This is a genomic window from Urechidicola sp. KH5, assembly GCF_054661455.1.
Window position 1 is genome coordinate 385,809 of the sequence record NZ_BAAFSW010000002.1, and the last position, 20,205, is coordinate 406,013.

At 34.6% G+C, this 20,205-nt stretch carries 24 protein-coding genes; 4 read left to right on the forward strand and 20 right to left on the reverse strand.

Translation table 11 applies throughout. From position 1 onward, the window contains the following. Window positions 1–119: 119 nt before the first annotated feature. A complete protein-coding gene (locus ACYQ5R_RS06300; protein ID WP_460190073.1) occupies window positions 120–1,238 on the reverse strand; it encodes a hypothetical protein in 1,119 nt (372 codons plus the stop codon). A 104-nt stretch (window positions 1,239–1,342) separates the two neighbouring features. Then, window positions 1,343–1,729, reverse strand: coding sequence for a winged helix-turn-helix transcriptional regulator (locus ACYQ5R_RS06305; protein WP_296358143.1), 387 nt, complete (start codon window positions 1,727–1,729; stop codon window positions 1,343–1,345). 105 nt (window positions 1,730–1,834) lie between these two features. Here ACYQ5R_RS06305 and ACYQ5R_RS06310 point away from each other — a divergent pair, with 105 nt between their 5' ends. The 3 genes from ACYQ5R_RS06310 to ACYQ5R_RS06320 are packed head-to-tail and all read left to right on the forward strand — an operon-like array spanning window position 1,835 to window position 3,374. Continuing rightward, window positions 1,835–2,416 (forward strand): NAD(P)H-dependent oxidoreductase, encoded by a 582-nt coding sequence (locus ACYQ5R_RS06310; protein ID WP_460190074.1) that lies wholly within the window; start codon window positions 1,835–1,837, stop codon window positions 2,414–2,416. Between the two features lie 10 nt (window positions 2,417–2,426). Next, window positions 2,427–2,945 (forward strand): peroxiredoxin-like family protein, encoded by a 519-nt coding sequence (locus ACYQ5R_RS06315; protein ID WP_460190075.1) that lies wholly within the window; start codon window positions 2,427–2,429, stop codon window positions 2,943–2,945. A 9-nt stretch (window positions 2,946–2,954) separates the two neighbouring features. Continuing rightward, on the forward strand, window positions 2,955–3,374 hold the full coding sequence (locus tag ACYQ5R_RS06320) for a hotdog fold thioesterase (protein WP_460190076.1): 420 nt from the start codon (window positions 2,955–2,957) through the stop codon (window positions 3,372–3,374). Between the two features lie 219 nt (window positions 3,375–3,593). Here ACYQ5R_RS06320 and ACYQ5R_RS06325 read toward each other — a convergent pair whose 3' ends face one another. The 11 genes from ACYQ5R_RS06325 to ACYQ5R_RS06375 form a co-directional block, all read right to left on the reverse strand. Further along, the gene (locus tag ACYQ5R_RS06325; RefSeq protein WP_460190077.1) at window positions 3,594–4,583 is read right to left on the reverse strand and encodes an ATP-binding protein; all 990 of its coding nucleotides are present in this window, start codon (window positions 4,581–4,583) and stop codon (window positions 3,594–3,596) included. Window positions 4,584–4,733: 150 nt separating this feature from the next. Further along, on the reverse strand, window positions 4,734–5,450 hold the full coding sequence (locus ACYQ5R_RS06330) for a DUF6090 family protein (RefSeq protein WP_460190078.1): 717 nt from the start codon (window positions 5,448–5,450) through the stop codon (window positions 4,734–4,736). 196 nt (window positions 5,451–5,646) lie between these two features. Further along, on the reverse strand, window positions 5,647–6,090 hold the full coding sequence (locus ACYQ5R_RS06335; protein WP_460190079.1) for a hypothetical protein: 444 nt from the start codon (window positions 6,088–6,090) through the stop codon (window positions 5,647–5,649). 400 nt (window positions 6,091–6,490) lie between these two features. Then, window positions 6,491–6,880, reverse strand: coding sequence for a hypothetical protein (locus ACYQ5R_RS06340; protein ID WP_460190080.1), 390 nt, complete (start codon window positions 6,878–6,880; stop codon window positions 6,491–6,493). Between the two features lies 1 nt (window position 6,881). Further along, entirely contained in the window at window positions 6,882–7,238 is a 357-nt protein-coding gene (locus tag ACYQ5R_RS06345) for a hypothetical protein (protein WP_460190081.1), read from the reverse strand. Continuing rightward, window positions 7,231–9,648, reverse strand: coding sequence for a penicillin acylase family protein (locus tag ACYQ5R_RS06350; protein WP_460190082.1), 2,418 nt, complete (start codon window positions 9,646–9,648; stop codon window positions 7,231–7,233). The genes ACYQ5R_RS06345 and ACYQ5R_RS06350 overlap by 8 nt, the downstream gene beginning before the upstream one ends. A 61-nt stretch (window positions 9,649–9,709) precedes the next feature. Further along, complete coding sequence (locus ACYQ5R_RS06355; RefSeq protein WP_460190083.1) at window positions 9,710–10,777, reverse strand: calcium:cation antiporter; 1,068 nt, start codon at window positions 10,775–10,777, stop codon at window positions 9,710–9,712. 34 nt (window positions 10,778–10,811) lie between these two features. Then, window positions 10,812–11,540: a nitroreductase family protein gene (locus tag ACYQ5R_RS06360; RefSeq protein ID WP_460190084.1), complete on the reverse strand. Its 729-nt coding sequence runs from the start codon at window positions 11,538–11,540 to the stop codon at window positions 10,812–10,814. 17 nt (window positions 11,541–11,557) lie between these two features. Then, on the reverse strand, window positions 11,558–12,988 hold the full coding sequence (locus ACYQ5R_RS06365; protein WP_460190085.1) for a serine hydrolase domain-containing protein: 1,431 nt from the start codon (window positions 12,986–12,988) through the stop codon (window positions 11,558–11,560). 64 nt (window positions 12,989–13,052) lie between these two features. Beyond that, a complete protein-coding gene (locus tag ACYQ5R_RS06370; RefSeq protein ID WP_460190086.1) occupies window positions 13,053–13,661 on the reverse strand; it encodes an alpha-ketoglutarate-dependent dioxygenase AlkB family protein in 609 nt (202 codons plus the stop codon). Between the two features lie 174 nt (window positions 13,662–13,835). After that, a complete protein-coding gene (locus ACYQ5R_RS06375) occupies window positions 13,836–15,053 on the reverse strand; it encodes a GTP-binding protein (protein WP_460190087.1) in 1,218 nt (405 codons plus the stop codon). 112 nt (window positions 15,054–15,165) lie between these two features. On the opposite strand from ACYQ5R_RS06375, the gene mog reads away from it, so the two are divergent. Further along, window positions 15,166–15,705, forward strand: coding sequence for a molybdopterin adenylyltransferase (gene mog, locus ACYQ5R_RS06380; protein ID WP_460190088.1), 540 nt, complete (start codon window positions 15,166–15,168; stop codon window positions 15,703–15,705). Window positions 15,706–15,854: 149 nt separating this feature from the next. Here mog and ACYQ5R_RS06385 read toward each other — a convergent pair whose 3' ends face one another. The 7 genes from ACYQ5R_RS06385 to ACYQ5R_RS06415 all read right to left on the reverse strand — a co-directional run bounded on the left by ACYQ5R_RS06385 (window position 15,855) and on the right by ACYQ5R_RS06415 (window position 20,106). Next, complete coding sequence (locus ACYQ5R_RS06385; RefSeq protein ID WP_460190089.1) at window positions 15,855–16,190, reverse strand: DUF6150 family protein; 336 nt, start codon at window positions 16,188–16,190, stop codon at window positions 15,855–15,857. A 146-nt stretch (window positions 16,191–16,336) separates the two neighbouring features. After that, the gene (locus ACYQ5R_RS06390; protein WP_460190090.1) at window positions 16,337–17,170 is read right to left on the reverse strand and encodes an NmrA family NAD(P)-binding protein; all 834 of its coding nucleotides are present in this window, start codon (window positions 17,168–17,170) and stop codon (window positions 16,337–16,339) included. Between the two features lie 29 nt (window positions 17,171–17,199). After that, window positions 17,200–17,796 (reverse strand): carboxymuconolactone decarboxylase family protein, encoded by a 597-nt coding sequence (locus ACYQ5R_RS06395; RefSeq protein ID WP_460190091.1) that lies wholly within the window; start codon window positions 17,794–17,796, stop codon window positions 17,200–17,202. Between the two features lie 43 nt (window positions 17,797–17,839). Further along, window positions 17,840–18,331, reverse strand: a complete 492-nt coding sequence (locus ACYQ5R_RS06400) for an anthrone oxygenase family protein (protein ID WP_460190092.1) — start codon at window positions 18,329–18,331, stop codon at window positions 17,840–17,842. Next, window positions 18,315–18,689: a hypothetical protein gene (locus tag ACYQ5R_RS06405; RefSeq protein ID WP_460190093.1), complete on the reverse strand. Its 375-nt coding sequence runs from the start codon at window positions 18,687–18,689 to the stop codon at window positions 18,315–18,317. Before ACYQ5R_RS06405 ends, ACYQ5R_RS06400 begins: the two co-directional genes overlap by 17 nt. A gap of 80 nt (window positions 18,690–18,769) precedes the next feature. Further along, entirely contained in the window at window positions 18,770–19,162 is a 393-nt protein-coding gene (locus tag ACYQ5R_RS06410) for a hypothetical protein (RefSeq protein ID WP_460190094.1), read from the reverse strand. Between the two features lie 92 nt (window positions 19,163–19,254). Further along, the gene (locus tag ACYQ5R_RS06415) at window positions 19,255–20,106 is read right to left on the reverse strand and encodes a helix-turn-helix domain-containing protein (RefSeq protein WP_460190095.1); all 852 of its coding nucleotides are present in this window, start codon (window positions 20,104–20,106) and stop codon (window positions 19,255–19,257) included. Between the last annotated feature and the right edge of the window lie 99 nt (window positions 20,107–20,205).

A 20,205-nucleotide genomic window follows, 5' to 3' on the forward strand; every position in this document is an offset into this window, starting at 1 on the left:
ATGAGTAGTAGTGTATTTATACTCACGCACCTTTCGGTTTTGCACTGACCTATGTTTTATATTTTGACTTTCGCTTTATCACCTAAACCGCTATTACTTATACACCGTGTTGGCAACCGTTATTTTTTAGATTCAATCTGTAATTGTTCTCTAATATAGTCGTTCAATTCAGATTTATTTATTCCTAGGTATTTTTTAATCGCATTGTAGTAGTCCTCATCAGTTTTACCACTTGACATAAACTCCGAGAGTAAACTCCAACTACCTTTTTCTAATATTTTCCTTGCTATTAGTCCGCCCAAAACATAATGATAAGAAGTTTCGCTATCCAAGTTTGTTAACTTGAGCATATCGTTTAGATCTATTTCAGAATGCCTCTTTAAATAGATATTTACTCGTTTTATATGCCAATCCAAGCTTTTTCCACGAGATCCTCCCAATAGTGTTGCTACTCCTTCTGAAACCCAAAAATGCTTGTTTGGATAGTGTTCATCAATTTGAACGTGGAAAACTTCGTGTGGATAATATTCTCCCAAACCACCGCAATAAACTTTGTCGTCAGTTGCTTTGCCGCTTGGTTTTGACTGTCCGCCCATTCCTATGTAATAATCAAACCCTTTTAGTTTTTGGATTTCATCATAGTCGTCAGCGAGATAATATTCAAATGGTTTTGGTTGCACCCCAAAATTCTCACAAGTTTCATTTATGAAATTATTAAGTTTTTGAGCTTTCTTATAGTTGAACTTATGGGAAGGCGGATAGTAAAAGTCGACAACACCAACAGTTGTACAATTCCAGGTTTTTTTATTTACAGTTAGAGCATTGAACAGTTTAAATGTTCCGTTTTCCTTTTTCGCAAAATAGTTTACTATTGCTAAAACGTATGGACTTCCATCTTCTTTACAATAAGAGAATTGAGCTTTAATTTGGCAGATATTATTTCTAAATTTTATACTCAAAACGTGAACTGGAAACCCCATATAAAGTGAAGGTTGAAACTCGCTTTCCAAGAAGTCGTAGTTCTTATGTTTCTGTTGCTCTTTAATATTCCAAAATTCATTTTTTCCTTTATTTTGCGGCCTTGAATCCAAGTAGTTTTCAAAGAGCATCATTACCTTTTTAGTTTCAATATCTGCTGTATCAACAATGTAGTTATATGTTACCTTTTGTCCAAAAGCTTGAAAGCTTAGAAAAATTAATATAATGATTTGTAGTAGTTTCATTACAATGGTTGCCAACGTGTTCGTGTATGGTTTGTGCCAGCTATTGGGACAGATTGGTTACATGAAAAATTTATTAGAATTAAAAGTAAGAAATTTTTGTGTATGACTGCTGGCATGAATTATACACGTTGTTGTACGCTGGCTTTTCCATTTTCTATTATTCTGCATTGTTCAAATTCCATTTCAGGATAAGCTTCATTTGCCCAATCACTTAACATTCTTAAAACGGGCAAAAGTCCAACTGCTTTTTCAGTCAATGAATATTCAACTCTTGGTGGAATTTCAGCAAAAGATTGTCTTAAAAGTAATCCATCGTTTTCTAATTCTTTCAGTTGATTAGTCAATACCTTTTTTGAAATTGTTGGTATAAGTGTATTGAGCATTCCAAACCGTATAGAACCATTTGATAATAAGTATAAAATAATCGGTTTCCATTTATTGCCAATTATGTTCATTGTATGTACAAGTGAACAAGCATTCGGGTTGTCTATATATTTTCTTGCCATTAGTTACTTTTTGGTTACCACTATTTGTTCAAATGAAAACTAAATAGTTTCTTTTTGATACTAAAAATAGTTTCTTTGCGATACAAATGTAATTAAAAATTTAAAATGAAAAATATTTTTATAATCAACGGTCATCAGAAATATCCATTTTCTGAAGGAAAATTAAACGCAACTTTAACTGAAAAAGCGGAAAGCTACTTTAAGAGTAATGGTTACAATATCAAGAAGACTACAATGGAAAACAATTATGATGTCAATGAAGAAATCGAAAAATTCAAATGGGCGGATGTGGTCTTTTTTCAAACACCATTGAACTGGATGGGTGTTAGTTGGTCGTTTAAAAAATACATTGATGAAGTTTTTTCGATGGGTATGATGGGCGAAATGTCTGATGGTGATGGAAGAAGTAAAGAAGCACCGAAGAAGAATTACGGATTAGGTGGAAAGTTAAACGGAAAGTATATGATGTCAGTAACAGCTAATGCACCAAAAGAAGCTTTTAATAATCCAGAGGAAACATTTTTTAATGGAATAAGCGAAGATGAGCTTTTAAAGCCAATGCATCTTAATTTTAAATGGTTTGGTTTTGAACCTTTACCAACATTTATGGCATATGATGTAATGAAGAATCCAGAAATAGAGAATGATTTTAATCGTTTTGAAAATCATTTAAAAGCAAACTTTTAAAGTATTTACTATGAATAGACCAACACCAAAACATATAGCACCAGATTTACAATTTCCATTATTAGATGGAAATCAATGGCATTTAGCAGACCAAAATCCAGACAATTTTACCTTGGTTGTTTTTTATCGTGGGTTACATTGTCCACTATGCAAAAAGTATTTACAACAATTACAAGAATTGCTACCAGAATTTGAGCAAAGAGGTGTTAATGTAGTAGCAGTAAGTATGGATTCTGAAAAGAGAGCAAGACTTTCTCGTCAAAAGTGGGAATTGTCTAATCTTACTTTGGGCTATGGTTTATCTGAAAAATCAGCCAGAGATTGGGCTTTGTATTTAAGTGCAGGTGTAAAAGATGGTGAACCAAGTGAGTTTAGTGAACCAGGATTGTTTTTAATTGACAATAATAATCAAGTCTATTATTCGGCTATAAACAGTAATCCTTGGGGAAGGCCATACTTACCATCTTTTGTGAAAGCTGTAGATTACATCGTTCAATCAGGTTATCCTGCAAGAGGTGAAATGCTATAAATCTTTCATATGGATATAAAGACAAAAGAAAGATTGATAAAATTGGCAGAAGAAGAAATCCCAATTCATAAACATTTTGGATTAAAAGTTGAAATTGTTGAAAAGGATTTCATCAAAGTACGAGTGCCATTTAGAAAAGATTTAGTCGGTGATATTCGTACTAATCATTGGCACGGTGGAATTATTGCTACAATTTTAGATTCCGTTGGTGGCGCTATAGGGATTGCCAATTTCAATTCGTCAGAAGATAAACTGTCAACAATAGACTTAAGAGTTGATTATTTGAGATTTGCAGATGGAAATGATTTAGTTTTTGAAGGAAAATTGGTCAGAATGGGAAATCGAATAATGGTGACCAAAATGAAAGCATTTCAAGACAATTTATTGGTGGCGGAAGGAAAAGGTGTTTATAATTTTATTCGATCATGATTTTCAGCTTGCGTACAACGTTCTGTGTATGGACAGTAGGGCAGATTCGAAGCACTTCACTTTTGGATTACCACTAAGCCAAAACAAACGTTTTTACTTTTAATTTTCTTTTTTGTTAAACGTCAAAACTTTGTTTTGGCGTTGCCTGCTAAAAGAACAGGACTTTCAATTTATCTCTAAATGCCCTATTGGCTATACACCTTTGTTAGGCAACGTTTTTTATTTACTATTCATTAATCCCATTGAGGATTTAGATGGTTTACTTTTATATTTCAAGTTTGCATTGTCAATTTCTCGTAGCATGGTTTGTAAGTCTTTAATTCTATTGGTGTCAAGTGCTAAATTCAAAGCAGTACCTTTAAAAGGTGTTTCTAAAAGTCGTTCCTTATTTTCGGAAGTGTAGTAACCTAATTCCCCACTTGCCATAAAAAATCCACCACCTCTTTTGCAAATATTACTTGTCATAAAAAGACCGTAACCGGAATTAGCCCATTCTCCTTTAGGTTTCCTTTTTTGTCCCTTATAGACTTTTCCTGAAGTTGCTGGTCTTAAAGCAGCCCTTATAGCATCCTCGTCATTATTAAGCTCTAACGTTGGGTTATCACTTAAGGACTCTTTTAGTCCAATTCCTCTATCAATTATAGAAAATGAAACTCGATTTAATGATGGTCGATATTGCGCACAAAATCCAAACTGCTCCGCGTGGCTGTGTTCAATCACATTTCTGAATATTTCTCTCAAACAATAAGTTAACACCTCATTTAAGTCACCTTTTTCACTTCTTGTTAGGACATTTGAAATTTCTTTAGCTCTTGATTCCAACAATTCAGCTGGGTTTATCATCAATTCTCTTGCATCTTGCTTTATTTCTCTAGTGTTATAAATATTTATTGGTATGTAAGTTGAACTGCCTTTAGCTTCTCCTGGTCTTTTGCCGAAATTCATACCAAAGGCTTGAAAAAACCCCATATGCGCTGGGTAAGTGCAATGGTCAAAATGCGTTGCTATAAATTTTGATTCTTCAAATCGACTTCTGCACCTCTGAATTTCACTTGACACAAGCAGTAAGGAAAAAGGGTCAATTGTATTCAAACTTGAAAAGTCAAATTCAATTTCCTTATGTGGTTTTAATGCACGCAAATCCCTAACAAAATCAATTGAGTTTTGAAAAGTTAATCTTGTAGGAACTTCTATTTTTTTTCGTGTCATTTTATATGTTGCCTAACGGTCTCGTATAACCGTCAGTTACGGGTTTTAAATTACTGTTTTTCGATTAAGCACAGACGCTCGCAATTCCGAGTGGATTCGAACGTAGTCGAATCCGCCGTAATTGCGGTTATACATTGTTGTGCATAGTTTTTATTCATTAATTTTTTCAATTTTTTCAATTAGTTCGAGTCCTTTCTGTTTGAATTTCGATAATTCGGGTAAATAAACTTTATAGGCAAAAAATTCAGCAGTAGCTACTCTAGTTTTATAGTCTCTGCTTTTTAAAGCATATTCAATAAACTCCTTATTTACTTTTAGTTGCACATAATCTAACCACCAATCAGTATTGTTTTTCCAGTATGTGAAATTCTCTTTATAATCCTTGGAACGCAGTTCATCATCAACATTAATTTCCAATATCTGTTGCTTATAAAACATAATTAATTCTTGTACTAGGGTTTCTTTCTCTATTTCCACATCTCCTTTAAAGTCCTCCAATAACGAAACACCTCTTTGATTTATAGCTAGTTCTGGGTAACCAAAAATAAGAAAAGCTATATTTGGATTCTCTGTATAGTCTTCAATGGTGTATTCGGATTTTAGAACTTTTTTGAATACAGGTTTTTTATTTTCATAAAACTCGAAAACTTTATCAATTTTGACTAGGTCAGTTTTGAGATCTTCTTTTACTTGAACTAGTATTTGGTTAAGTTCGTTATTTTTCTTTCTATTTTCGTTCCAGTTGTTTATTGAAACGGCTATTAATATCCCTATTACAACTAAGATAATTTCTCGAATAGCATAAGTGAAGAAATTGGATTGTTTATTTCCCACAGCACTTTGTTTACCTAAAATATTTAATTTCATTATTGTAGTTAAGTAACACTTAACAATTCTAGATTATTGTTTCATTTCGCAAATTGTGCACAACGTTTTAGGCTATGATTTCGTTGTGGAAAATGTCGGAGACTTTTCCGCTAAAGAAATCAGCCGATTGGTTAGTTAAATGTATATTTTTTTGTTCTAATGTCACAATGAATTATAGCCATTGTTGTGCGTAGTTTTATTTTTTCTCTTGTTCAATTTTTAAATCTACTATTTTTCCTTTTTTGGTTATACTCATATTTGAGATTGTCAATTCAGGGTATTCATAATCCATTATTATGTGGTCATCATATTCTCTGTTTTTTATTTTTCCAAACGAGAAATTGAATATAGAATCATTAAAACTCTCTAATCTAACATTAAAATCAGTTCCTAATCTACCCAAATTTTCATCGTTCTCTTTGTTTAAAATCACAAAAATTTCTTTGAATCTAAGTGATTGGTCAAATGAAAAAATTGTGTCATTACTTTTTCCAACATAGATTGAGTCATATGAAGTCAAATTGAGTTTGTAAAAAATCTTTTTTTCAACAATAATTTTATTCAAAGTGTCAATTTGAAATATAAAATCATTTAGTTTTCCAAACTGGTCTTTTGCTTGTTTAAATACTTTACTTTTCAAGAAGTCTGATTGGATTATTTCCTTTTCTTTCGATTCAGAATTAGTTTTACAAGAAATAAAAAATATGAAAATCAAGAAGTAAGTTATTTTTCGCATTCTGTTTCTCCAATTACGCACAACTACTGGATATCATCAATATTGATGATAAACTCTTCTATATCCAATGCAGTCGTTTAATTTTCAATTATTTTTCGTTGGTTTTATAAGCAGGGAGCTTATATGGTAAATATAGTGTAAAATTTGGCTTGAGGCAACCCTCATATTGTTCTCTTTGTTTTTGAGTATTTTTGTTAAAACCTATTGCTGTTCCTACCAATCAATTACCTGTCACTACAGAAGCAGTTATCTCAAAATTGAATGCCATTGTTGCTATACGTATTGAAGTTTTGGAGTAAAAAAGTTAGCTCCATGCAATAGGTATTTGATCCAACACTTGTTCTAATTGTTCTAAAGAATCTTTGTGCACCATTTGAGTTGAGATGCCCATTTCTTTTGTGTCGGTTTTTAAAATATAATCGCCAGCAAATTTTTTCTTTACCACAATGTCTTTTATAAGAAATTCTTTTCCAAACGGTCCGTTGATTTTAATGCGGTCTTTAGTAATTGTTAGGTAATGATGATTTCGTAGGTAATAGTATACAATTAAATAGGTTGCAGCCATAAACAACCAAAAGTAATCGAGAGCTTTTAGACTTCCTTCAACAATCCAATTGACTATAAAAAATGCCAACCAAATCAACCCAAAAATGAGGTTGATATTTACAGTTTTATTTTTATAACGAATAATCATCTTAATTTTTTACTAGGTTGATGAGTTGTTTGCCAAAAAGTGCTGCAAAGCCTGCAGCCAAACCGCCTATAATCCCTGTAATCAATAACAACAGATACGGATTACCCCCTAAATTGAGTAAGACAGAAATCTTTTCTGCCAAGATAAAGTTGTTGGTGGAACTCACTACATACGCATAACCCATCCAAAACAGTGTTATTGCCACAAACGGACTAAAGAATACCGCCGCTTTTTTTAGGGGCATAAAAAAGGCCGTTGCAAATGCGGCAATCATAATACCATACCATGGTAAAAATTGTGAACAAATAAGTGCCAATAAAATGGTGGCAATACAGTTTATAAGAATCTTTTTATTCATGGCTAGAAGGTGTTAGGGTTTGTGTGGCCATAACGGCATTGGTTTCGTTTACTGATTGCATAAAGTTGAGTTCGAGGTACTCCCCAGCAGCCCAATCGTTGATATAATTGTCGTAATAGGCAGACCCTGGATTTCCAGATTGTCCACCCGGATAAATACCCAAGGCTTTTGGAGGCGAACTCATTTCAACAATCATACGCCAAGAGGCACCGTGACGTTCTGAAGTAGCATTAACAATGCTGGCATCGCCACCCACAGGTACATTAAATCTTGAAAAGGCAGGTAAGCCTTGTAACAGGTGTTCTACAGAAGTGCCTTTGTAATCTTTCCAGAGGTAGTTGCCGTTTGCTTTTTTAAAGGCTTGTAATTTTTCAACAGCTTTTTTAAAAGCTGCCAAGAAAAGATCGGGTGCTGTTTCTATTGTATCGGTTTCAAGAATGTCCATAAACGCATCTTCTGGATGATGGATTAACAAATAAATGGTTTGGTAGGAGCTAGGTGTGGTAACCGCTTCTTCTGCGTTGTACAACTCATCCCAAATCATTGGGTATAATTGTTCCCACCATGCACGCCAAATACTCGGACCTACCACATCTATTTCGTTGAAGAAATCCCAGTTGCGCACTTCTTGATAGATTGTTTTTTCAGCTTCAGTTAAGTCTGCTTGGTCGAGGGTTTTAAACATTTCTGGTAAAAGCTCTGCAGCCTTAAGATTGTAGTTGTTGTTGTGTAACTCTTTAAAATCTGCTACGCTGAATTGCTCTTTCGAACGGAAGAAATCGTTGATAACGCGGTTGCGGTACATTTCGTACCCATCGTTAAATACGTAGAATGGATAGTCTTCTCCAGCGGGATGTTGGTTGGCAGAACTTACAAAACCACGTTCTGGGTTTTTTACATGCGCATTGAAAGGCTGTGGTATAAAGCTTTGCCAATCGTGTTCTGGATTTGATCCATCCATTAAAAATTTTCCTTGTCCTTTCCATTTATTTGGAAACTTACCTTGCACCCAAAGAGCGATGTCTTTTTCGGTAGAAGCAAATACAAAGTTTTGCGCAGGCGCGGTGTAATGCGATAAGGCCTCAACATAGTCGTCGTAATTTTTAGAGGTGTTTAAATTTAAAAATGTACGTTGGTTGTTACCACCAAGATGTCCTATCCATTTCATGGCATAGCCTGCTCTTGGATTATCTCCTTTAAAATTTAAGTCGTAGGTAACCGGACCGTGATGTGTATAAAGCACTGTATCTAAAACAGTAGCTCCATTTCGCACAGTAATTTCTTCAACACGAGTTTCAATAGCTTTCCATTGGTTGTTGTGTTTGTATTGGGTTCTATCTTCGTTGAATGTTATTTTATACCAATCGAGCACATCGCGTTTTGCATTGGTAACGCCCCAAGAAATGTGTTGGTTAAAACCAGAAATAACCCCTAATGCTCCTGGTAGTGTTGCTCCCATAACGGTATGATCTGGAGTGCTCAATTGCACCACAAACCAAATAGAAGGAAGGTTTAAGCCAAGGTGTGGGTCGTTTGCTAAAATAGGATTGCCTGTGGTAGATTTTGCTGCAGAAACAGCCCAGTTGTTACTACCATTATCAGGATGTGGCTTAGCGATGGTTTCTACAATAGTATCTAACGGTACTTCTGAACTTGGTGTTGCTGTTATTGGAGTATCTATAAAACTCCAATCGGTTTCTTTAGGAATAACAGGATCATTGATATCAAAGAAATCAGGAAACAATAAGTCGAAACGCTCTTTACCAAATTTTCTCAAAATGTTGGTGTACTCTAAATCGTCATCACCAGTTGCCAACATTTTAGTCATATACATTAATAGCAATGCCGTTTTTTTGCTCGTCCAAGCTTCGGGTTGGTAGTCGAGTAATTTGTATTCTACCGGAAGGTCTTTCTGCTCTAAAGAGTTGATATATGCATTTACACCGTCAGCATAGGCTTCAAGATACGCCAATCCGTCTGGATCGTCCTCCATCTTTTTTAATACATTTTCCGCAGCGAACACCATGCCTCTTCTGCGCTCACCGCGGTCGTAATTTATTGCTGCTTCTCCAACTATTTCAGACAATCTACCAGCAGCGGCATGGGTTTGAAATTCCATTTGCCACAAGCGGTGTTTGGCAGTAATATAGCCTTGTGCTTTGTATAAATCTTCTCTGTTTTGGGCGAATATATGCGGAATTAATGCCTTGTCGTAATGCACCGTAACTTCGGCTTTAAGATTGGGGATGGCAATTTGACCATCGAGCTGGTCGTCGGTTTCATTTTGCCAAACGCCTTGCACAGGATCTAAAAATTTACCGATAGGAGGAATGCTTCCGAATTTGGTATTTAGGACATAAAAAACAACACTAGCAAGTACCAATGTTGTGATAAGTTTCAAGTATTTCATGAAGTGCTAACTTTTACTGGATGTAAGTTACAGAATTATATTGAGAGTTGTAACTTACCTATTATGGGAAAATAATGGTGAAAATAAAGGTCGAGAAAATGGCGATTAAAATCACCCCATAAATAATATTGGTACGCCCTTTAGAGAGCGAAAGCATTACAGTAAAAATGGATAGACCTAGCAATAGTGTTGCGATTTCATTTAACCCTAAATTCACTTCAAGATTAAACGCAATACTTACAAAAGCCACAGTAGGAATGGTGAGTCCAATGGCTGCTAAGGCAGACCCCAAGGATAAATTAAGACTGGTTTGAATATCGTTTTTATGAGCTGCTTTAACTGCAGCAAGGGCCTCTGGTAATAAAATTACAGTTGCAATTACAACTCCTAAAAGTGATTGTGGTAAACCAGCATCAATAATTAGTTTTTCTATAGTTGGCGAAATTGTTTTAGCCAATAACACCACTATGGTCAAACTTAATAGTAGAAAAATAAGATGTATCCCAATATGGTCTTGATGGTTTGCTTCTGAATGGCTATCCGGTTTTTCAGATAAGAAATAATTTCTGTGTCTAATTGTCTGAACATAAATAAACGTAATGTAAATAGCCAAACATACAATGGCCACAAAAATAAGTTGCGGATTACTAAAAGTACCGATGTTTTCAATAGACACGTAATTGGGTAATACCAAAGAAAGAAATATGATGGTTACTAAACTCACCAAGGCTGTATTTACAGATTTCTTTTGAAAAGTTTGTTCAAAATGTTTGAGACTCCCAATTAAAATACAAGCTCCAATAATGAGCGTAAGTAGTATCATTACAGCAGCAAAAACGGTATCTCTCGCCAAATAAACAGCCTTTTCGCCTCCTGCCAACATGAGCGAAACAATTAAAGCAACTTCAATAATAGTAACCGAAACAGCTAAAATTATGGTGCCGAAAGGTTCACCTACTTTGTGCGCAATGTATTCAGAATGCATTACTGCCGACAAGATGGATCCGACTAATAAAAGAACAACGAGTACTTGACCTACAGCATTTGTTTCGAAAAGCTCTGTAGTATATGCTATTATCGCAAGTATCGGTATGATGTTATTCCATTTGAGAAGGCTCTTTAAATTCATGTATTGTGGGATTATTGATATGTACGCTGTAAAATTAAATTTTATGATAGACTTCTTCAAACGGTATTCTAAAACGCGGACCATAAATACCTTTATCGTCTCGAATACCGCAACCGATTACCATATTAATTTCGGCACTTGAAGGGATGTTTAATATTTTCTTTACACGAAAGGTGTCGCTTCCTTCCATTGGGCAGGTATCGTAACCTATAGCTGCCATACTAATCATAAAATTTTGAGCAGCGAGTCCTGCGCTTTTATGTGCCACAATCCGCATATCGCTCTGGCGTACTTGGCGATACATAGGTTTAAATAGCCCCATGATTTGAAACATAAAAAACTTGAGATACCCTAAGATGCCTAGAAAATCGGCATAGGCCATCGGTATGAGTTTTTGGTAATAGTTTAGCGCTACTTTTTTACGCTTTTCTAATCTTGGTTCTAAATCAGGTTTATCAAAAGCAGCGGATAAAAAATCTATATTAGCTTTAGCACGTTTGCGCCACAAGTCTTTGCGAGCGACCACTACAACCAATTGCTGAGCGGTTTGCGCAGCATTTTGATCGAAACAGGCTACAGCCATTTCTTTCAATTTTTCAGTATCGGTTACATGGTAGAATTCCCATAATTGTAAATTGGAACTCGTTGGTGCAAGCACAGCTTGCTCTATACATTGCTTTACTTTTTGGTTGTCTATTGGAGTATCTTTATAAACCCTACATGAGCGACGGTAGTTGATTGCCCCGCTTACTGTTTTTTCCATGGAATGATTTTAAGTTGTTAATCGTTCAGTTTGGTCGCAGTAAATCGCTGAACTTTAAATCCGGTAACCTGATCGTCTTTAAATTCAAAATCGAAATAGTCGCCATCTTTTTGGTCAAAAAATTTAGCATCAGATTCTTGAATCATAATAATAGCATTGTCTAAAAAATCACCTGTAACTTCTAAGTCTAAACCTTTTACAGCAATATTAAAATCTCCGAATTCTGGAATGTTATAATCCCCTGCAAATTTTTGAAGTGCTTCCGTTGAGGTTTTCATGCGTTTACGCAGCATGGGCTCAATACCTGGTAGATTGTATTCTTTGGCAAAGCCTAAAAGGATTTCTTGAATAATGCTGTAGTTGTCTGAATTTACCATTACTACAACCGCTACTGGTTCGTCTTTCCAAGCGTACATTTGGGCTCTAAAACCTTCGTCTGCACCACCATGACCAAACATTATTTTATTGGCACTTGGGCCCAAACCATGGTCGTTCATCCCTGGAGTTAACATGTCGTTTACTGTAGCGACTTTTAACAAACCATCTTCTTTATTTTGATAAATATTCTGCATTTCTTGTGCCCATAGAATTAATTGCGAAGGTGTGGTCCACAAACCAGCTGCCGCCATTTCTGGGTAAATAGGCCATTTGCCCTCAACTTCGTCGCCATTCATTCGGTAGCCCGTTGCTGCAATACTGTGGTATTTTTCTGGTAACGGATTAGCAAAGGTACTCTTGGTCATGCCCAATGGGTCTAAAACATTGCTTTGCATTAATTCTGGATAAGATTGTTGATCTACATCGGTAATCATTAACTGCATAATGGTGTAACCACCTCCTGAGTACATCCAGCTTTCTCCTGGTTCTTTATAAACTCTTACCGAATCGGTATTTCCCTTGCCATCTAACACGTCTTGCACAGACGGAATGGTATCGCCTTTATCGTATCCTGGAAAACCCCAAACGGTTAATCCTGCGGTGTGATTTAATATTCTGCGTGTCGTTACTTTTTCTTTTTCAGTAAACTCATTGTCTGGTAATTGCCAGCTTTTAAGGTATTGGTTGATATTGGTATCTAAATCAATGGTACCTTCTTCTGCTAATTGATGCGCTCTTGTTGCAGCTACAGGTTTACTGATAGATCCAGCTAAAAATAAAGTTTCTGTAGTAGCAGGTCTGTTAGCTGCTGCATCCGCCATTCCATAAGCTTTTGCCCATTCAATTTGTCCGTTGTTTACAACGGCTATGGTAACCGCAGGAATTCCTAATTCTTTCATGCGCGCTTCGATATTGAAATTGGCCACCGAATCGCCTTCTATTTGTAAATTAGGTTGCAAGCCATTTTCTATGCGCTGTATGCGTTCTTCAACAGAAATTTCTTGCGTAGGAGCGGTGTTCTTACAACTCAATACAAGTGCTGTAAGTAATAGAGGAAATAACTTTTTCATAAGATGAGTAGGTATAGGTTTTATATGAGGTTCTAAGGTACAATAATATATTGACTGCTTTCGATTAGATTTGATTGTTTAAAATAGTGCGAAAGGTGAGGTTCATTCTTGGTGTATTTACTTTGGCTGCTTTTGGTAATTGATGTAACCAATGCTGTTGAATTGCGCCTTGCATTACTAACAAGCTACCATTAGCGAGTGGAATCGTGACTTTTTGTTTTGTGACTTTGTGTTTAAAACTAAAGTTGCGTTCGGCGCCAAAACTAACTGATGCTATGGCTGCATTTGGTTGTAATTCGGGTTCGTTATCGCTGTGCCAAGACATGCCTTCTTGACCATTGTGATAATAGTTGAGCAGACAGGAATTATAGGTAGCACCACTTTTTGTTTCTACTGCTTTTTTTATCTCTATGAGTGCTGGTGTAAAAGGTAGGGCAGATTTTGTTGTTCCTGCATAGGAGTAGTTGAATTTTTCGAGACCGTACCAAGCCACTTTTCGTTTTGTTACTATGCGTTTGCCAAACATAACCACTTCATCTTGACGCCAAATGATGGTGTTTGTCAACACTTCTAAAAAATTGTTTGATATGGCATCGTCAAAAAGGTTAGAGTGGTAATAGACCTCGCCATCTTGAGGAAGTAGATTCTGGTTTGGATCGAAATTGAATAACATTTACTGGTCTTATTTATTTCAAGTTGAATTTGTTCTGAACCAATTAGAACATTTCTAAAGTACTAATTCCCTATTAAATCTCAGGTATAATACATTATTCAATTTTGCACTAGAAATATAATGGACCTATAAATCCTACTAAAATTATGAAATATGAATAGGATGAATCCAATATTAATCTATAGCATAAGCTCTGGGTACCGACCATTGGTCTTGATATCCTTCTTGCCAATCTTGAGATGCAATTTCTTGATCTGTAGCAAGACAAGCATCGAGCTCTACTCTTATTTGTTTTTCGTTAAGGTGTTGACCAATAAATACAATTTCGTTTTTCCTGTCGCCAAAGGTGGTATCCCATTCTTGTTCGATTTGCTCTTGGTTTTCAACAAACCCCATATATTGGATTCTCTTTTCAAAAGGCATGCTACTCCACCAAACACCTGCACTATCTGATTTTAATGAGCCTCCTGCTTGCCCCCAAATGAGCGCCTGCTCTGGTCTTGATGCCAACCAAAACAACCCTTTACTTCGTATAACTGATGGAGGAAAATTGTTTTGAATATAATTCCAGAATCTATCTGGGTCAAATGGTTTTTTTGTTCGATAAACAAAAGAAGAGATCCCGTATTCTTCTGTTTCAGGTGTGTGTTCTTCCTTCTTTAATTCTTCAATCCAACCGGCACTTTGTTCTGCCTCTTCAAAATCAAAAAGACCTGTATTTAATATTTCTTGAGGAGCTACTTTACTGAAACTAGATTCAATTATTTTAGCAGATGGATTTAACTTATTGACAACTGCTTTTAACACTTCTAAGTGTTCTTTTGCTACTAAATCGGTTTTATTGACAATAATAACATTGGCAAATTCTATTTGATCTGTTAGCAGATTTACAATGGTTCTAAAATCACCTTCAATATCTGTGAGTTCTCTATCCATTAATCGTTCTGGGCTGCCAAAATCTTTGAAGAAATTAAAAGCATCTACCACGGTAACCATGGTATCTACATAACTAAATTGAGATAGATCTATACCATTTTCTTCATCTACAAAAGAGAATGTTTGTGCCACTGGAACAGGTTCGCTTATACCAGTGCTCTCTATTAGTAAATAATCAAATCGATCTTCTTTGGCTAAACGTTCAACTTCAATCATTAAATCTTCACGTAAGGTGCAGCAAATACACCCATTGCTCATTTCTACCAATTTCTCTTCTGTTCTAGAAAGTGTGTTTTCACTTTTTACTAAATCCGCATCTACATTTACTTCGCTCATGTCATTAACAATAACAGCCACTTTTAAACCTTCTTTATTGTGTAAAATGTGATTTAGTAATGTAGTTTTACCAGCACCCAAAAATCCGCTTAAGACCGTAACAGGAAGTTTCTTATTCATATCTATATCCAAAGATTAATTATAAGCAACAAAATTACAGATAAAAACGCATTAACGCAATTGAGTTGCAATAAGATAATTATACCTTTGTAATGCAATAAAAAATCAGCGTATGGCATTAGACAAACTTAGTATTGGAATCATAAATGTATCAGATAGAGCAAGTAGGGGTGAATATGAAGATTTACCGGGTAAAGAAGTTAGAAGGCTGTTAGATGTATGGCTCACTACAGAATGGAGAGAAGTATATGCTGTGATTCCAGATGAGCAAGAGCAATTGGAAAAAGCAATGATTGAAATGGCAGATCAGCAACAATGTAGTTTGATAGTAACTACCGGAGGTACAGGTCCTGCTAAGAGGGATGTTACTCCAGAAGCGACTATTGCTGTTTGCGAAAAACTGTTACCGGGATTTGGAGAGCAAATGCGACAAGTAAGTTTGCAATATGTGCCTACTGCTATTCTTTCTCGGCAACTTGCGGGAATTAGAGGGCATACATTAATTGTGAATTTACCGGGTAAACCAAAGTCAATTCGCGAATGTTTAGAAGCGGTATTTCCTGCAATTCCTTATTGTGTTGACCTTATTGAAGGTGCTTATATTGAGACAAATGAACAAGAGATGAAGGTGTTTAGACCAAAGAAAAGTTAGAGTTAAAGGTATAGATTGTTTTTACAATTTGAATTTTTGACATCTTAGGTTTTCGGTTAAGCTTTAAAGTTGGTTTTTTTAAATCTAGAAATGACATGAGCACAAAGAACTACAGCTAGGAATATTAGACAGAGTTATAGGGGGTTTCTTTAATACATTAGATGTATCTTTTTATTTTTGTTCCAACCTGCTTGATTTTCAGATTCAACAAAATAAATTTTTACATCTGCTTGATTCTGATATTTAACAAAGTAGATTTTTTTCTTTGCTTGATTCGCATAGTCTGTAAAAAACCATTTTCCGTTATTTTCTCCAGCTTGGTTCTCGTACTTCACTTTGAACACGTTTAAATCTGCTTGATTCTCATACTTCACAACAAAAACTTTTACATCTGCTTGATTTTCGTATTCAACCGAGAATACCTTTTGTGCAATTGCAGTGCTTGTTTGAAATAGTACTAAAAGGATTATTAAAGTACGGTTCATATTAAGTGAAATTTAATCGTTCTTGAGTATGCGTAATAGCAAATTTGCATGCGATACTTTATGTTAAGTAAAGTACAAAATAAAAAGTAATAGCGATTTGAATTAATATTCAAATCGCTATTATTAATAAACGATATTGGCAATGGTTATTTGACAGTTACTTGATTCCAAATTCCAGTTTCGGCTGTTTTTTGAGCATATGCTGAAAATGTTTTTGCTTTTCTTCCTAAAACTCGTTCAATGTCATTAATTACTAGTTGATTATTCGGATTGGTTAAAACATGACTGAATAAATACTCTATTAACCACACAACATCCTTCGGTATTTGCATTTGCTTCATCCCTTCAATATACTGTTCTAATGTTATGTCATAGAAATTTAATCTTCTGCCGCTAGCCTTTGAAATGATGTTCACAACATCTTTAAAAGTAATTAATTCTGGACCTGTTACCTCAATAATTTGACCATTATAAGAATCATCTAGCAGTACTGTTGCGCCTACTTCTGCAATGTCATCAGCATCTACAAATGGTATTAGAACATCAGATAAGGGCAATGCTACTTCTCCAGATGATATTGGTTCTAAAAAGAAGCTTTCACTCCAATTTTGATTGAACCAAGATGCTCTTACGATGGTATAACTTATACCTGAATCTATGACAATTTTTTCACAAGCTTCTGCTTCGGTTTCACCTTTTCCGGAGAGTAGTACCATTTTTTTAACACCTAATTCCTTCGCTAAATAGGTTAAACTCTCTATGGCATTCTTAGCGCCTGGAACCGCGAGGTCAGGATAATAGGTAACATACATTTTTTCGATACCATTTAGGACCGCTACCCAAGTATCTTTGTTATCCCAATCAAAGCTTGGTGATGTATTTCTTGAGCCAATTCTTGGCTCAATTCCTTTGTTTTGTAATTGCTCCACTACGCGACGACCAGTTTTTCCTGTTCCTCCGATAACTAGAATATTTTCCATATACTTTTATATTTTTTATCTGATATTATTTATGATTTGAATTCGTCAAGTTTTTTTAGTTTCTCTTTTTTAATGAATCCCTTTATTAGTCCAATAAACCAAGGAACACCATAGCCATTTTTATGTAAATGATTTGCACCAAAATGATAAATAGCTTTGTTGCCCTTAATTCCGTGACCGTCAAGTAATCGATTATAAAAGTTGAAAAGACAGCCAATTAGAATTACCTCTTGCAAATCTTCTTCACTCCAACCAGCATTAAATACAGCATCTGCATCACTTTGTGTAAGCTTGCTTGCTGATAAGGTTAGTTTTCTTAAATAATTGAATAGTGGTTTTTCAATACTTTTTACGTGGGCTGATGTTACATCTTCTAAAAGTGATTCTACTATTTTTGGAGAAACACCAAAGTTTTCTGCCACGGCTACATGGGATCCATAACAAAAGCTACATGCGTTAAGTCCAGAAACGTAGGCTGCAAAAAGTTCTTTTTGAGCGTGAGTAAAACTTGATTTTCCACGCATTATTTTTTGAGAAGCTTTATCTAAGGGACCTAATCTATTTCGGTCATTCCATGTGATATCTGTAATATCAGACAGTTCATTTAAATGTTTAAAAAAAGGCATAATATTATAATTAAGTATTTATTTTTTTGATTTTAATCAAGTTTTATTTTGAGTAAAGTGTCCCTAGTATTAGAAATAAAAAAGAGATGATTGATGATGTTGTTCTTAACATATGCCAACGATTCCAAGGGTGTTCAAATTTATTTCTAAGTGTTTGTAATTCTAATTTTGAAAGCGATTCTAGATTTGATTTATCTAACATCTCATTTAAAGGTATGTTGCCAAAAACAGTTATTAGACCTATACCTATAAAGAAAAAGATTGCTGCAATTAGAAAAAGCCAAAAAATTATATTATTACTTCTAAAAAGAAAAGCGTTCAGAAAGAGCAACATACTTGGACCCATAAAAACAAGCATGAATGGACCATTAATTATAGCTCTGTTCATGGCTTGGAAAGCTTTTAAAAAACTGATATTATCTAATCTTCCGATACCAGGAGTAACTGCGTTAGACCAAGTAAAACATAATCCAGATGTTAAACCTGTAAATAGAATACTGATTATTAATACAATAATTTTAAAGTTGATTTCCATTTTGACTATTTTTTGAAATTAATATCCATGTTAATAATTCTTGATGTTCATTTTGATTTAGTTTTGTTTTCTTCCTTTTAGGCATTCTTTTTTTTGTAAAAACTTGTTTGTAAATATCATTTGCCCAAGTATTCATATTTTCTTTGGTAAATATTCTTCTGTTGTTACGTCTGTAATAACAGGTGTTGCATTTACTCTCTATAATCATGTAAGTATTCTCTTGACAAGATTTATCTAAAACCATTGAAGAATGCTGAGTGATAGACTGTTTAGTTACTCCAATTGAATTGCAAGAGTCTATAGTATTAGCGGTGAGAGTGACTATAAGTCCTATTAAAATTTTAATGAGAGTTACCATTTTTAAAGACTGTTTCTTAGATTTTCTATTAGATTGCTTTAAAGGATATTTAGGAGTTTATGGTGAAATACCACTTACATTTAAGCTTTAACCTTTTGTGTTAAATAGTTGCCATAGTACAAAACAATAAAGTAAAACTCTACGACTAGTGTGTAGAATATGGCATCGCCAAAAAACTCCGAAAAACTGCCGCCATTTGGAATAATAAACATCGGGACTGTAACCAAAGCATCTAACACAATAGAAACTCCGATAAAGATTAAGGCTAATACTGAAGGTTTGATAAAACTTTTTTTATAAAACAAATAGGTACCAATGCTAGCGCATGGTACAATGGCAAGCACAAGTACAATATTTGATTGTAGTTCTGTGTTTTCTAAAATTGTCAAGAAAGAAGAAAGATAGTAGCAACTTACACCAAGAACCCATACTAGTATGGCACATGTTATACTGTATACAATTTTATTGATCATAATTATTTAGTTTTTTAATTATGATACAAATCTATAGCAGCTTTGTGCCAGCTACTTATTCTGAAAGAATTATGATTTATTCGAAAAGAATTTTACACTTGGCTAGGTCTGTAACCAAACTTTTTTTCAAAAGCGTTCGAGAAAGAACCAAGACTATCGTAACCTACAGCCCAGGCAGCTTCTTGAATTGTTTTTTGTTGATTCTTTATTAAATTATAGGCTTTTGTCAATCTTTCGTTTTGTAGATATTTAAAAACGGGTACTCCAAACTGAGCTTTGAACTCTATTTTGAGCTTATTTGTATTAACTCCTATTTTGTTAGCTAGTTCTGTTAAAGAAGGTGGATTTTCTAAATCGGATAACAAAATTTCTTGAGCAAGATTAATCTTTTCTATTAGTGAAGTATCAAATTTTGTGTTTTGTTGTTTTACCAATTGTCCAAAATAATGAGATAGTAAAGCTGTCATATGGCTTTTGTAAAACATCATTTTAATTTCGTTTTCATACGTATTGCTAAAAAATTGTTCAACTATTTGAAACATTTCTGGAATCATATTAAAAACAGGGCCTTCAACATAATGGTCTTTTGGGTGGAGTAATTGATGTAAAAATTGTTCTAAGAATTGACCTTCACCATTAGGCAATTTATCTAAGTTCCTAATTGCTGTGGCGATTACTAAACACTGTAATGGCTTTAATTTAGAAACTTGATGTTCAAATTCTACCTCACTATCTGCATAAAATGATAGGACCATGCCTTTTGTATGTTGGAATTCTTTTACTTTACCTTCGAACTTAACTTTTAGGCCAACATCTCCAGCGCCATAAAAGGCAATTCCTATTACAGGTTCGTCAAAAAAACAAGAATCTACTATATTACTTTCGCTTGATGTTTCTTCTAATAGAATGCTGCAGTCATTTATGTCTATTATTTCGCGATTCATTCTTACTAATTCTCTAAATCGAGTTTAAATATTACCAATGGCTTGTGTATGATTATTTTCGTAAATTTAACTATTCGAAAGGCAAGTACAAAACAACTA

Coding starts and splice junctions, on each gene's coding strand:
- ACYQ5R_RS06305 (WP_296358143.1), bottom strand. CDS start 1,729: ATGGCAAGAAAATATATAGACAACCCGAATGCTTGTTCACTTGTACAT.
- ACYQ5R_RS06310 (WP_460190074.1), top strand. CDS start 1,835: ATGAAAAATATTTTTATAATCAACGGTCATCAGAAATATCCATTTTCT.
- ACYQ5R_RS06315 (WP_460190075.1), top strand. CDS start 2,427: ATGAATAGACCAACACCAAAACATATAGCACCAGATTTACAATTTCCA.
- ACYQ5R_RS06320 (WP_460190076.1), top strand. CDS start 2,955: ATGGATATAAAGACAAAAGAAAGATTGATAAAATTGGCAGAAGAAGAA.
- ACYQ5R_RS06325 (WP_460190077.1), bottom strand. CDS start 4,583: ATGACACGAAAAAAAATAGAAGTTCCTACAAGATTAACTTTTCAAAAC.
- ACYQ5R_RS06330 (WP_460190078.1), bottom strand. CDS start 5,450: ATGAAATTAAATATTTTAGGTAAACAAAGTGCTGTGGGAAATAAACAA.
- ACYQ5R_RS06340 (WP_460190080.1), bottom strand. CDS start 6,880: ATGATTATTCGTTATAAAAATAAAACTGTAAATATCAACCTCATTTTT.
- ACYQ5R_RS06345 (WP_460190081.1), bottom strand. CDS start 7,238: ATGAATAAAAAGATTCTTATAAACTGTATTGCCACCATTTTATTGGCA.
- ACYQ5R_RS06350 (WP_460190082.1), bottom strand. CDS start 9,648: ATGAAATACTTGAAACTTATCACAACATTGGTACTTGCTAGTGTTGTT.
- ACYQ5R_RS06355 (WP_460190083.1), bottom strand. CDS start 10,777: ATGAATTTAAAGAGCCTTCTCAAATGGAATAACATCATACCGATACTT.
- ACYQ5R_RS06360 (WP_460190084.1), bottom strand. CDS start 11,540: ATGGAAAAAACAGTAAGCGGGGCAATCAACTACCGTCGCTCATGTAGG.
- ACYQ5R_RS06365 (WP_460190085.1), bottom strand. CDS start 12,988: ATGAAAAAGTTATTTCCTCTATTACTTACAGCACTTGTATTGAGTTGT.
- ACYQ5R_RS06370 (WP_460190086.1), bottom strand. CDS start 13,661: ATGTTATTCAATTTCGATCCAAACCAGAATCTACTTCCTCAAGATGGC.
- ACYQ5R_RS06375 (WP_460190087.1), bottom strand. CDS start 15,053: ATGAATAAGAAACTTCCTGTTACGGTCTTAAGCGGATTTTTGGGTGCT.
- mog (WP_460190088.1), top strand. CDS start 15,166: ATGGCATTAGACAAACTTAGTATTGGAATCATAAATGTATCAGATAGA.
- ACYQ5R_RS06385 (WP_460190089.1), bottom strand. CDS start 16,190: ATGAACCGTACTTTAATAATCCTTTTAGTACTATTTCAAACAAGCACT.
- ACYQ5R_RS06390 (WP_460190090.1), bottom strand. CDS start 17,170: ATGGAAAATATTCTAGTTATCGGAGGAACAGGAAAAACTGGTCGTCGC.
- ACYQ5R_RS06395 (WP_460190091.1), bottom strand. CDS start 17,796: ATGCCTTTTTTTAAACATTTAAATGAACTGTCTGATATTACAGATATC.
- ACYQ5R_RS06400 (WP_460190092.1), bottom strand. CDS start 18,331: ATGGAAATCAACTTTAAAATTATTGTATTAATAATCAGTATTCTATTT.
- ACYQ5R_RS06405 (WP_460190093.1), bottom strand. CDS start 18,689: ATGGTAACTCTCATTAAAATTTTAATAGGACTTATAGTCACTCTCACC.
- ACYQ5R_RS06410 (WP_460190094.1), bottom strand. CDS start 19,162: ATGATCAATAAAATTGTATACAGTATAACATGTGCCATACTAGTATGG.
- ACYQ5R_RS06415 (WP_460190095.1), bottom strand. CDS start 20,106: ATGAATCGCGAAATAATAGACATAAATGACTGCAGCATTCTATTAGAA.